The sequence below is a fragment of the Aquitalea sp. USM4 genome (assembly GCF_004328945.1).
In the GTDB taxonomy this organism is placed as follows: Bacteria; Pseudomonadota; Gammaproteobacteria; order Burkholderiales; family Chromobacteriaceae; genus Aquitalea; species Aquitalea pelogenes.
In genome coordinates this window covers 2,050,751-2,062,639 of record NZ_CP029539.1, presented here as the reverse complement: position 1 = coordinate 2,062,639, position 11,889 = coordinate 2,050,751, and the positions used below count along the sequence as shown (strand labels likewise).

The 11,889-nt window shown below is 63.3% G+C and carries 8 protein-coding genes; all 8 read right to left on the bottom strand.

Going from position 1 to position 11,889, the window contains the following annotated elements; genetic code table 11:
* Window positions 1-87: 87 nt before the first annotated feature.
* The 8 genes from DKK66_RS09695 to DKK66_RS09660 all read right to left on the bottom strand — a co-directional run bounded on the left by DKK66_RS09695 (window position 88) and on the right by DKK66_RS09660 (window position 11,781).
* The gene (locus DKK66_RS09695; RefSeq protein WP_045847916.1) at window positions 88-990 is read right to left on the bottom strand and encodes a DMT family transporter; all 903 of its coding nucleotides are present in this window, start codon (window positions 988-990) and stop codon (window positions 88-90) included.
* Between the two features lie 864 nt (window positions 991-1,854).
* On the bottom strand, window positions 1,855-2,718 hold the full coding sequence (locus tag DKK66_RS09690; protein WP_131357533.1) for an MBL fold metallo-hydrolase: 864 nt from the start codon (window positions 2,716-2,718) through the stop codon (window positions 1,855-1,857).
* 57 nt (window positions 2,719-2,775) lie between these two features.
* A complete protein-coding gene (locus DKK66_RS09685) occupies window positions 2,776-4,005 on the bottom strand; it encodes a DUF2399 domain-containing protein (protein WP_131357530.1) in 1,230 nt (409 codons plus the stop codon).
* 74 nt (window positions 4,006-4,079) lie between these two features.
* On the bottom strand, window positions 4,080-6,899 hold the full coding sequence (locus DKK66_RS09680) for an ATP-binding protein (protein ID WP_131357527.1): 2,820 nt from the start codon (window positions 6,897-6,899) through the stop codon (window positions 4,080-4,082).
* Window positions 6,899-7,678: a hypothetical protein gene (locus DKK66_RS09675; RefSeq protein WP_242673603.1), complete on the bottom strand. Its 780-nt coding sequence runs from the start codon at window positions 7,676-7,678 to the stop codon at window positions 6,899-6,901. The genes DKK66_RS09680 and DKK66_RS09675 overlap by 1 nt, the downstream gene beginning before the upstream one ends.
* Before the next feature lie 3 nt (window positions 7,679-7,681).
* A complete protein-coding gene (locus DKK66_RS09670) occupies window positions 7,682-8,965 on the bottom strand; it encodes a hypothetical protein (protein ID WP_131357524.1) in 1,284 nt (427 codons plus the stop codon).
* 106 nt (window positions 8,966-9,071) lie between these two features.
* Window positions 9,072-10,349, bottom strand: a complete 1,278-nt coding sequence (locus tag DKK66_RS09665; protein WP_131357521.1) for an MFS transporter — start codon at window positions 10,347-10,349, stop codon at window positions 9,072-9,074.
* Window positions 10,336-11,781 (bottom strand): M20 family metallopeptidase, encoded by a 1,446-nt coding sequence (locus tag DKK66_RS09660; protein WP_131357518.1) that lies wholly within the window; start codon window positions 11,779-11,781, stop codon window positions 10,336-10,338. Before DKK66_RS09660 ends, DKK66_RS09665 begins: the two co-directional genes overlap by 14 nt.
* Window positions 11,782-11,889 lie beyond the last annotated feature (108 nt).

The window sequence follows — 11,889 nt, the reverse complement described above, 5'->3', positions numbered from 1 at the left end:
AGCCTGTAGTTCATTGAGAGCGGCTAACAAAATAGCATCGCGTCCCTGATGCAAGGCGCGCCGACGCAGCAGTTTTGTCAGCCGCTGTTAACGTCCTGCGCTGCGCGCCGACAACAACACGCCGCCCAGAATGGCAGCAATCCCCAGCAGGTGATAACCATGAATGGCCTCACCCAGCAATAACATGGACAACACGGCACCAAAAGCCGGCATCAGATGAATGAAACTGCCGGCCCGCGCCGCACCAACCCGCGCCACGCCCTGATTGTAAAAATGATAAGCCAGCACCGAGGGCAGGGTGCCGACATAGGCAAAACTGGCCAGCGTGGTGACATTCAGCACCGCCCGCCGCCCCTGGGCATATTCCAGCAAAAACAGCGGCAGGATGGCCAGCAGGCCGATGGCCACCAGCAGGGTGAGCAAGCCCAGCCGATCCAGCCCGGCGGGCAGGCCACGCAACAACAGGGTATACACGGCCCAGGCCAGCATGGCGGTAAACACCAGCGCATCGCCATGGTTGATATCCAGCGTCAGCAAGCGGGATGGTTCACCATGCGCCACCAGCAGCAACACCCCGGCAAAAGACAGCAACACCGCAGCCAACTGGCGACGATTGAGCGGCAGGTGGAAAAACAGCGCGCCCAGCAGCACGATCAGGATGGGAATAAAGGAGTTGAGCAGCACGCCATTGGTGGCGCTGGTGGACTGCAAACCCAGGTAAACCAGCGAATTGAAACTGGCAATGCCCAGCAAGGCCAGCAGGATGATGCGTCGCCAGTGCGGCTGCCACAGCGGGCGCTGCGCCAGCATGGGCTTGAGGCCGACAGGCAGCAGCACGGCCAGCGCAATCAGCCAGCGGCCAAAAGCCAGGGTGAACGGAGGAATGCTGGCATGGACGGCACGGCCCAAGACGAAGTTGCCAGCCCAGAACAGGGCAGCCAGGGTAAGCAGACAGTAAGCGGCAGTATGGGAAGAACGCGGTGAGCTCATGGTTTCAACCATGCCATGCCGGGCGGAAGGCTGGCAACTGTTTTGCGGCGCAACATTTCAATCAAACTGAACCGCCTGCTGCAAACAAGGCTTTTACTGGCTTTACGCTACCTGGCTGGTGAATGCACGACATATTCGACTCAGGATATTGTCGCTAAGAATTTACGCGGCCAACGCAGCATTCCCCCGTGGCGCGCGCCGCTGTAGCCGGGATTGGGCAAGGTTTTAAGCCGCCGCCCTGTTTGAGCCATTCGACGTTAGCGAATGGCGAGTTCGGCGGCGCCTTGCCCGGCCCGGAAAGAGCGGGAATTCGCGCAACCCGGGGTCGCCTGGGGGTGCAGGGGGGCTGGCGACGCAGCTCCCCTGCCTGCACGGCGGGCAGCCCCGCCACGTAAACACGCGCCGCGCGCCACGGGGATTGGGGTGCATTACATCACTGTTGGTTTCGACACTACGTCTTGTGTCTGCATCACAAGCCAGGCAAAAAAAAACCGGAGCCGTAGCCCCGGTCAACGACATCCCCCACGAGATGTATTCCCCATTGACGCCCGCCAGCATGTTGCCAGCAACATGGCACCCTGCACGTATCAGGTGGGCGGACATCAGCATCAATCTGCATAGCAGCATAAGCGGGACATGGGGGCGCTGTCGATATCCTGTTGAATATTTTCATTGCAAATTGATCAAACAATATTGGATACAATCAAATAAACAATAACTTACCTGAAAATATCAATAATATTGTCGTATTATTTGATCAAACAACACAATGACTTAGCCAACATTCCTCCTGCTTTATACAGCTGGCTGGCCGCGGCAGCCGGGCCGCCCTGCCCTGTCAAGAATGTTAAACAAATGCCACAGTCAGCGCGCCAGTGCCGTCAGGCGTGGCATATGGTCTGCGGCATGGAAACGGCCTTTGGCATCGCGGTTTACCCAGGCCATGGCGTACTGCGGGTCGTGGGTGAAGAATAGCCGCCCTTGCCGGGCAAGCAAGCCTTCCAGCAACTGGCGTTTTTCGTCGGTCAGCTGCTCCGGAAAGCGGTCGTAACCCATGGTGATGGGCACATGCACCCAGGGCGCGCCGGGAATGAGGTCGGCAGCATAGACAACCGGCCCGTCTTCCAGCGGAATTTCGGTCAGCAGCATGCCCGGTGTGTGGCCGTCGCTCAGATGAAAGCGGTAATCAGCCGGCAGGCAGGCCGGTGTCTCGCCATCGGTCAGCACCAGTCGGCCACTGTTTTCCAGCAAGGTAATCAGTTCGGGAATAAACGACGCGCGGTCACGCGCATGTGGCTCTTTGGCACGCTGCCAGGCGCTGCGGCTGACCACGAATTGCGCCTTGGGGAACAGCAAACGCGCCGGGCTGCCATCCCAGGCGGACAGCAGGCCGCCGACATGGTCGAAATGCAGGTGGGACAGTATTACTACGTCGATGTCTTCGTGGCTGCAACCGGCAGCGGCCAGATTGTCCAGCAGCACATGGCCGTCTTCCACCACCCCGTAGCGGGCTTTGAGTTCCGGCGCAAAAAATGCGCCGATACCGGCTTCCAGCAGAATGCGGCGGCCGTCCTCTTCACGCACCAGCAGGCAGCGACAGGCCAGCGGCACACGGTGTGCCTCGTCCGGGGCCAGCCATTGGCTCCACATGGCGCGTGGCGCATTGCCGAACATGGCACCGCCGTCCAGTTTCTGGGAATTGCCAAGCAAGGATGTCAGGGTACGCATGGGCGCTCCGCTTGATGATGGATGTTCCGATTATCAAGCAAGCGCTCGGTATTGTCATCAACTGGCCGTTGCATCTCCCGCATGGGCGATGAACAGCGCCTCTTGCTCCACCTTGAGCTGACGCTCCAGCATGGCGGCGACCAGGTCGGCCAGCATGGGCGGCAGGCTGCGGCCAGCCAGACGTGCCAGGGCTTGCTGATCGTCGGCACTCAGTGGCTGGCCGCCACAGGCCAGGGTCAGGTCGTCGGCCTGCATGCGCCAGGGTTGCCAGGCGCAACCGGCCTTGCCGGCCAGTTCGCCCACTTGCAGCGCAATGGCTACGCCGGACGGGTCCAGATCGCAGGCCACCTGCACCGGCAAGCGCAGCAAGGCCAGCACATGCCCCACCGCGTCCAGCCAGCGCCGGTGCGGGTAACCCGGCACCCAGATGGTGAGTACGGGCTCGGCTTGTCGGGTCAGCACTTCAAACACGCTGAGGTTTTCCACTATGCGCACCATCTGCACGGCCCCGCGTACTGCATCCACCTGCAGCAGCGCTTCCGGTGCCAGTGCCAGGCCGCTTTGCAACAAGGCGGCAGACAACAAGGGCTGACCGGCGGCATAGAGCGTCAGCGCGCCGGACAGGAAAACGTGCGGGGTATGGCGCGAAATGCCACAGGATTCCAGTGCAATGCCGAACTCGGCCAGCCAGCGCCGGTCGGCCTCGCCAAAGGCCTTGCTGCGGCCCAGCGCGTATTGCGAGAACTGGCGCTCGGTGCCCCACAGTCCGGCCGTCAGCCAGTTGTCCAGCCCCTGGGCAATTTTCAAGCGCCGCTCCAGCGTGGAGGACTGCACGCGCTGGGTCAGGCTATCGGCCAGTGCTTGCAACTGCGGGTTTTGCGGCTGCCAGCCACGCCATAGCTGCACGACTTCATCACGCGCATCGGTATCCGGCAGGCCGATCAGGCTGCGCAACTGGTACACCTCGCGCCAGCTGACCCAGAACGGCTCCCACTGGCCCAGCCGGTCGGGCTCGGCATGCAGTTCCACCTCACACCAGCCACACTCCAGCAGGCGGCGCAGCAAATCTTCGGCCTGGGTTGGATCGCCACTTTGCGCCACGAGAGTAGTCCAGCGCTGGCGTATCACGCGCAAGGCCAGCCAGCGCTGCAGCAAAGCCTGGTCGGTCTGGGGCAACAGCAAGGGTGTAGGGGCAAGCGTGGGTTGCAGCAGCAAGTAGTGGCCGCGGGCGCCGATGGGCAGGCGTTCGACCAGTTCCGGAGAAATACGGGCAAGCCAGCTGGACATGGGGTTCTGCCAGAGTAAAGGGTGAAAGGAGTAGACCGCCGGACGGAAACAAGTTTCCCCGTCCGGCGGCAACATCATGCATGCGGGTCTGCCTGCGGCGCATCCACCCGGCGGCGGGTTTGCAGGATGGGCGGGGCCCACTGCTCGCCCGGCCGCTTCTTGCGGGTGGCCAGCGTCAGTTCCGATGGTGCGAAGATATTGATGTTGTGGGTGTTGGGCGTGGTGATCAGGTACTGCGCCTCGGTGGCCTTGAGGAAGCCTGCCACCCGGTCGATGTTGAAAATGTCGAGGTGGGCGAAGGGTTCATCGATAAACACGAAGCCGGACGGATTGGCCTCGTCCATCATCAGGCCGATCAGCAGGATCAGCGACTTCATCACCTGCTGGCCGCCGGAAGCCTCGCCGTCGTTCATGCCCATCAGCCCCTTCTGGTCGAAGTTGAAGCGTAGCGTCAGCCCGGCTTGTGCCAATGCCGCGTCGTCGTTTTCCAGCGTGGGCAGTTCCACATCCACACCGATGCCGGCCAGCTCGCCCAGGCGCTTGATATTGGCACCATAGGCGCGCACCGTGGCGCGCAGCTTGCCCATATAGGCGGCGCGGGCGTCGTCGGTAAGTTCACGCGAGCGGTCCACCTCGCTCTGGCGGCGCTGGCGCTCGCGGTCGATCTGCGCCAGGTCGTCGGCCAGCTTGTCGCGCAGCGCCAGTACCGACTCGTCAGTTTCCCATTCGCCGCCTTGCAGCCGTTCTTGCAGGTAATTCAGCTGATGGCGCGCATCGGCGGCGCTTTCGTATTCCTCTTCCAGCGCGGCCACATGCTCGGCGGCCAAGGCATCGGCGGGCAGGCGTTCGGCCCACTCACGCAGTTCGGCCAGCAGGCGGCGCAGCTGGCGGCGGCTGTTTTCCACTTCCTGACGCTTGCCGTCGTAACGCGACAGGCTTTCCTGTTCGCGCTGGCAGATGCGGTCGTGCTCCAGCCGTGCATCGCTGTAGCGCTGGTCTGCCGCATCCTTGGTGGCACTGGCTTCGGCCAGTTGTGCACCCAGCTCCTGCTGCTGCGCTTGCAGGCTGTCCAGCCGCGCAGCCAGTGCGGCAAATTCTTCGGCACGGCTGTCCAGCTGGCGGATGGCGTCCATGCCGCCCAGGTATTCGGCCAGCCCGGCCGCCTCGCGGGAGATGGTCACCAGCCGTTCTTCATCGGCCAGAATGCGCACGTTCAGCTGCTTCAGTTCGTCGCGCAGTGCCAGCAGGCGCGACTGGCGCGCACCTTCGCCAAAGGCAAATTCATGCGCGGCTACGCCGATATGGCGCGCCCCGCGTCGTTCGCGGAAGTAACCGTCGCGGGTAATCCAGTCGCCATCCACCGCGGCACCGGCCTGGGCGTTTTCCACCCGGCTGACCTTGTTCAGCTGCTGGTACAGCCAGTCCGGTGCATTGGCGGAAAAGCGGATCACTTCCAGCAGGCTGCCCTTGCGTGCGGGCGGCGGGCTGCTGCGTTCCGGCACCACAAAGTGACGGAAGCGCAGTTTTTCACCCAGGCGCCAGGCCTCGCCCTTTTGCTGCGGGTTTTCCAGCAGCACCACATGACGGTAGGGGCGCAGCATGGCTTCCACCGCACCCTGCCAGCCGGCGTCCATCACCTCGATGATGTCGGACAGCATGGCGTGGCCGATATTGGCCTCGTCCAGTGCCGCCTTGAACTGGCGCACTTCTTCCGGCGAGCGGCCCCGGCCGATTTCCAGTGCCTCAACATGGTTTTTCAGGTCGACGCGCTGGCGGTTCAGGTCGCGCAGGCCGTCTTTCAGTTGCTCGGCCTCACTGCGCAGGCCGGACAGCTTGTCGGACAGTGCGGCGGCATCGGCACCGTATTCGCGGCTGGCCAGGGCTTGCAGGCGGTCGCGCTCCTTCAGCTGGCCGCTGACGCTGGCGTGTTCGGCCTTGGCGGCCATGAACTGCTCCTGCGCCTGCAAACGGGCTTGTTCAGCTGCCTGGCGTGCTTCGCCAGCGGCCACTTCGGCGGCCTTGAGCTTGGCCACCAGTTGCAAGGTGTCGTGATGTTCGCGCCGGGTGCGGCTGAGCTGGCCGTAGGCGGCGCGGTAGTTTTGCCAGGTCTGGCCCAGCGCGCTCTTGCCATCCAGATAGGCCAGCACCGGCAGGGCTTCGTCCTGCAGGCGGCGGATGGTCTGGCTGAGCTGACGCCATTCCAGAAAACGCCCGGCGCGGGTTTTCATGGTTTCCACCCGTGCTTCCAGTGCTTCTTCCTGCCGGGTGAGGGCTTCCAGTTCCAGCTCGGTGGCGCGTTGTTCGTCACGGGCGCGCTGGTAGTTGTCCAGCACGTCCTTGTCGCCGAATACCTGGAAGACCAGGTCCAGCAATTGTTTGGGGCTGTATTCGGTCAGCTTGTCGGTATCGCCCTGCTCCAGCGCCAGCACCTCGCCCACGGCGGGAGTGAGGCCGGCCACTTCCAGCCGGCGGCGATATTCCTGCACGCCCAGCCATTGCGCTTGTGCCTCGGCCAGTTCCAGCGGCACATCACCATCCAGGATGGCGTAATGGCGCACCCAGTCGCCGCCCTGCTTCTTGATGCGGCACAGCAGCGTCACCGCCTCACTGACGATGGGAAAGAAGGGGGTGGGATACAGGCCGCCGGACGGGCGACGCGGGTTGTCCACCACGCCGCGCAGGTAGGCAAAGGGCTCGCGGTTGTTGCGCACATAGCGCTTGTAGTCGCGCTTGCCCGAGCACTTGATGGCCAGCAGGGTGCGCATGGCATCCAGCAAGGTGGTTTTGCCCGAACCATTGGGGCCGATGATGGTGACAATCTGTGCGTCCAGCGGCACGGCCAGCCGTTGCCAGAAGTCCCAGTGCACCATTTCTACCGATTTCATCTGGAACATCAGCGGTCTTCCTCTTGCGCGGGGGCTTGTGTGTCGTCTTCGGGGCCTTCAACAGCAGCAAACAGGCCGGTGCCATCGTCCGTCACCGTAGGCTGTACCGCCTGGGCAATGGCGCTGGCGGTCTTGTCGGCCAGGGCATCGGCGGCCTGGCTGCGGCGCTGGCCCAGTACCTCGGACAACGCACCTTCGATGATGCGCGGGGCCAACTGGCTGTAGTCGATCATCAGATCCAGCATCGGGCCTTCATCCAGCCACTTGTTACGGCGCACCACAAAGCCCAGGTTCACCAGCCGGCCCAGGTTGGCATTGAAGCGGGTACGGCCGCCCAGCGCCTTGCCGAAGTCGGCATACAGCGCGTCTTCCGACACGCCGGTGGACACGCCCTCGCCGGTTTCCAGCGGTTTTTGTGCACCGAACATATCGCTCTGGTTTTCGCGCCCGGCTTCCACGCGGGCAATCTGCCGTTCGCGCTTGGGCAGGATGATCAGCGCCCACAGGATGACCAGCAGCGCCACGCCATCGCGCGGCAGGCCCAGATTATTGTTGAGCCAGGCTTCGCCGCTGCCGAATACCGGCTCGGTCATCTCCGGCAGCAGGGCGACGGCGATGTGCTCGGCATAGGGGTTCTCCACCAGCCGCAGGCCGACATCGGCCAGCCGCTTGTCCAGCTCCTGGCGGAAGATATCGTCCAGCAGCGCCTTGCGCGCCAGCGCGTCGCCACGCGGCACCACGCGGTGTGCCAGCAGACGGGCGGTGAGGGTTTTCAGTTGCTGTTCCATGGCTTAATTCGGGGTATGGGGAAGCAGGCGCGCATCAGACAGCGTGGCTACTTCCGGGTGTTCGGGTTCAATCACGGCTTCGCCGCCGTGCAGGGTGAACGGCAATTTGGCCAGCGCCGCCACAATGCTGGCATCGCCATGGCTTTCCGGGTCGCCAATCAAGGACAGCAAGGACAACCGGTAGGCGGTTTCGTTGTAGCTGTCGGCCAGCACCGCCTGCCGGATGGGGATGTGGTCCGCCCCGCTCTCGCCCAGTTGCAGGCCCAGGGTCAGCAGCTCGTCGTACATGGCTTCGGCGGCAAACAGGCGCTCCACTTCCAGCTCGCCGGACAGGGGCGCGGCCACGCTGCCGGGCAAGGTGGTATTGCCGGCCTTGGCCCGCTCGCGCGCCAGCAGCTCGAATTCCGCCATGTCAGCCAGTTCAGGCGTGGCAATGAAGGCGGGTTCCGGGTTGATGGACAGGCAGCCGGTCAACTGATCGGCCAGCTGGCCCACCGCCTGATGGCGCAGCCAGTCGGCAATATCGGTGGAGGTAAGGCCGGAGCTGCCCAGATGCACACGCTGCGCGGCCAGCTGCGCCAGACGGCGTTCGAAAGTACCTGCCAGCGCCAGCATGCGGCTTTGCGCCAGCGCCACCGCCTGCGCCTGATTGAGGGCGGACAGGCTGAGTGTGTCGTCGGCGGTCAGGCTGCAGATCACTTCTGTCGATTTGGCCACCCAGCGCCACACGGCTTCCAGCCGGTGCTGAGCAGCGCGGATGCGGAATTCGGATTGCGATTCCAGCGCTTCTTCAAACTCGCCATACAGCTCGTTCAGCCGCGCCAGCAGGTGCTTGAGGGCGTCGTCCGACAACTGCCCCACCGCCTGCCCGGCGGCCACCTGGCTGGTGAGATAGCCCAGCTCGACATCATCACCGGCAAAGTCAATCAGCGTGGCCAGCGCCGCCAGCGCCACGCGGGCGCCTTCGGACAACTGGTACTGGCCGCCATCACTGTCGTACACCAGCAATTCGCCCTCGCGCAGGCGGCCCAGAATGGTGGCCAGCTTGGTGTCGTTGAGATAAGCAAACCGCTGGGCGATTTCCTGCGGCGTCCAGCGCGGGGCGTCGGCGCGGCTGCCCAGTTCGCGCAGCACCAGGAGGCGCATCAGCACCTCCTCGTCGCCACCGCGAAACAAGGTGACAAACACGGACAGATACGGCCAGGCCTGTTGCAGGCGATTGACCGCAGACAGCGAATCCGGCGCAATGCCCGGCTGGAAAAAGTCGGCGAGCGATTCCAATGACATTCCGGCATCAAAAAGCAAAAGCGGATTGTCCAAGGCCGGGCGGGGGTAAGTCAACGCATCTTGCATGACTGGGGGTGCGTACCAGGGCAGGGCACGCCCCCCATGCTCAGGCTGCCGACGTCTGCACTTGTGGTGGACGCCGGCTTTGCGCGATATAGGCCAAGGCGGCCAGGCTGATCAGGGTGGTGAACATCAGGTAAAAGCTGGGGGCCTGATTGCTGCCGGTGGCGCTGATCAGCCACACGATGATGGCCGGGGCAAAACCACCAAACACCGTCACGCCCACGTTATAGCCAATGGCCATGCCGGTGGCGCGGGTGGCGGGCGGGAAGATTTCCGACATCAGGGCAGGCAAGGCGCCAAAGTAGACGGACTTGAGCAAGGCCAGCCAGCCCACCAGCACATACAGCGCCCAGGCACTGCCACTCACCGAGACATACAGGAATACCGGGTAAATGGTGAGGGCAAACAGCACACCAGCCATGGCCATTTGCTTCAGCCGCCCGATGCGGTCGGACAGCCAGCCGGAAAACGGCGTCACCACGGTAAGGATTACCCCGGCCAGAATGCTGGCGGCAAAACCGGTGGCGGCATCCATCTTCAACTGGCGGATGGCAAAGGTGGGCACGTATTGCAGCATGTAATTGACTGCGGTGGACACGGTAATCACGCCGATGGCCGCCAGCACCATGCTTTTCTGGCTGAGCAGGACATCACGCACCGGCGTGGCGGTGTGCTCGGCTTCCTTGAAGCTATGCGCATCGTCCAGACAGCGCCGCATCAGCAAACCGGCCGGGCCAATCAGCAAGCCGAAGAAGAAGGGAATGCGCCAGCCCCAGGCCAGCAGTTCCTCATGTGTCAGCAGCTTGACCAGGCCATAACCAAACAGTGACGCCAGCAAGGTGGACAAGCCCTGGGTGGCAAACTGCCAGCTGGCGAGAAACCCCCGGCGGTGCGGGGCATGCTCGATAAGCATGGCGGTGGACGCGCCGAACTCGCCGCCTGCAGAAAAGCCCTGAATCAGCCGCGCCAGGAAAATGCCGATGGGTGCCGCCACGCCAATCTGCGCATAAGTAGGCAGCAGGGCGATGATGGCGGTGCCCACCATCATCAGGCTGACCGTCAGCAGCAGCGCGGCCTTGCGGCCATGCCGGTCGGCATAGCTGCCCAGTACCACGCCGCCCAGCGGCCGGATCAGGTAGGAGGCACCAAACGACCCGAAGGTCAGCAGCATGGAGGCGGTTTCATTCCCTGCCGGGAAGAAATTGTGGGCGATATAAACGGCAAAAAAGGCATAAATGGCGATATCAAACCATTCCAGCGCATTGCCGATGGAAGTGGCCACCACGATGCGGGTCAGGCTGATAGGTTTAGCTGTCGACATGGTTTTCTCCTGTGTATGCCCTGGCCTGTGCCACCAACTGGCTGCCCTGCTCGCCCAGATCCCACCAGATGCCGGCCATCAGCCCCAGGGCCTGCCGCGCCACCGGTGCCAGCAGGTGCTCGTTGGGCGCATGTTGCGCACAGCCGGGGTAGGAGTGCGGCAACCACAAGGTGGGCAGGCCCAGAATGTCGGCAAAGGCATCATTCGGTACCGTGCCGCCCAGATTGGGCAGCAAGGCGGCAGGCTGGCCGGTACTGTGACGCATGGACGCCAGCGCCCACTCGACCCAGGGATGGTCCAGCGGCAGCCGGGTAGCCGCAGAACTGGACAGAATGCGCACCTGCACATGTTCCAGCCCATGCTGTTGCAAGTGCGACGCAATATGCTGCCGGGTATTGCGCCAGTCCGTCCCCACTACAAAGCGCAGTTGGCATACCGCCTTGGCGCTGGGTGGAATCGCATTCACCGGTTTGCGGGCATTGCCGGACTCCAGCGCCAGCACTTCCAGCGCATTCCAGCCTATCACCCGCTCCAGCGGCGTCAGGCCCGGCTCGCCCCAGTCTGTATCCACCGCCGGGCTGTTTGCTTCGCCCGCCAGCGTCAGGCCGGACAGTGCACGGCGCACCCGCTCGTCCAGCGGTGGCGGCCGCAGGCCGGGTACCTGAATCACCCCGCGTGCATCCACCAGACAAGAAAGCGCGTGCGCCAGCACTACGGCCGGGTTGCGCAGGGCACCGCCCCAGTTGCCGGAATGATGGCCGCCTTCGCGCAACAGGATATTCAGTTCGAACAGCACATTGCCGCGCGAACCCAGAAACAAGGTCGGCCGCTCGGCACTCACCCGTGGCCCGTCCGAAGCAATAAAGACATCGGCCCGCAAGGCTGCCTGTTCTTGCAGGCAGATTTCACGCAAACCGGGCGAGCCGATTTCCTCGCCACTTTCAAACAGCCATTTGCTGTTGAAGCCCAGCCGGCCGCCACGGCTTTGCCGCACCGCCTCCAGCGCGGCCAGATTGATGGTGTGCTGGCCCTTGTTATCCGCCGTGCCACGGCCATACCAGCGCCCCTGCTCCACCGTCACCTGCCAGGGGTTCAGACCGCTGCGCCAATGCACGTCATCACCGCGCACCACATCGGCATGGCCATAGCTCAGTACGGTGGGCAAGTCGTCGGCTTCATGCCGCTCTGCCAGCAGGAAGGGCGCCAGCGGTGCCACCGGGTTGTCCAGTATCCGGCAGTGAAAACCCATGGCCTGCAAGCCGGGTATCAGCTCCTGCTGGAAATAGGCCAGATGGGTGGCCGCCTGTGCCGGGTCCTGGCTTTCAGTATGAAAGCCCACCCGGCGTTGCAGATCGCCCAGCAAACCGCCTTGATCAAAATAGGCATACGCCCGCTCCAGTGCCTGACTTCGTAAAACCTGCCCTTGCGTCATCTGGTTTCTCCAATGGGAATTCAATATGGTGGGATGGTTTGCGCAGTCTAGAAGCGGGCAAACGGCAATGACAATTGCAAAAAAAGCCAGGCTTGTTGCCATAAAAGC

Coding starts and splice junctions, on each gene's coding strand:
- DKK66_RS09695 (WP_045847916.1), bottom strand. CDS start 990: ATGAGCTCACCGCGTTCTTCCCATACTGCCGCTTACTGTCTGCTTACC.
- DKK66_RS09690 (WP_131357533.1), bottom strand. CDS start 2,718: ATGCGTACCCTGACATCCTTGCTTGGCAATTCCCAGAAACTGGACGGC.
- DKK66_RS09685 (WP_131357530.1), bottom strand. CDS start 4,005: ATGTCCAGCTGGCTTGCCCGTATTTCTCCGGAACTGGTCGAACGCCTG.
- DKK66_RS09680 (WP_131357527.1), bottom strand. CDS start 6,899: ATGTTCCAGATGAAATCGGTAGAAATGGTGCACTGGGACTTCTGGCAA.
- DKK66_RS09675 (WP_242673603.1), bottom strand. CDS start 7,678: ATGGAACAGCAACTGAAAACCCTCACCGCCCGTCTGCTGGCACACCGC.
- DKK66_RS09670 (WP_131357524.1), bottom strand. CDS start 8,965: ATGTCATTGGAATCGCTCGCCGACTTTTTCCAGCCGGGCATTGCGCCG.
- DKK66_RS09665 (WP_131357521.1), bottom strand. CDS start 10,349: ATGTCGACAGCTAAACCTATCAGCCTGACCCGCATCGTGGTGGCCACT.
- DKK66_RS09660 (WP_131357518.1), bottom strand. CDS start 11,781: ATGACGCAAGGGCAGGTTTTACGAAGTCAGGCACTGGAGCGGGCGTAT.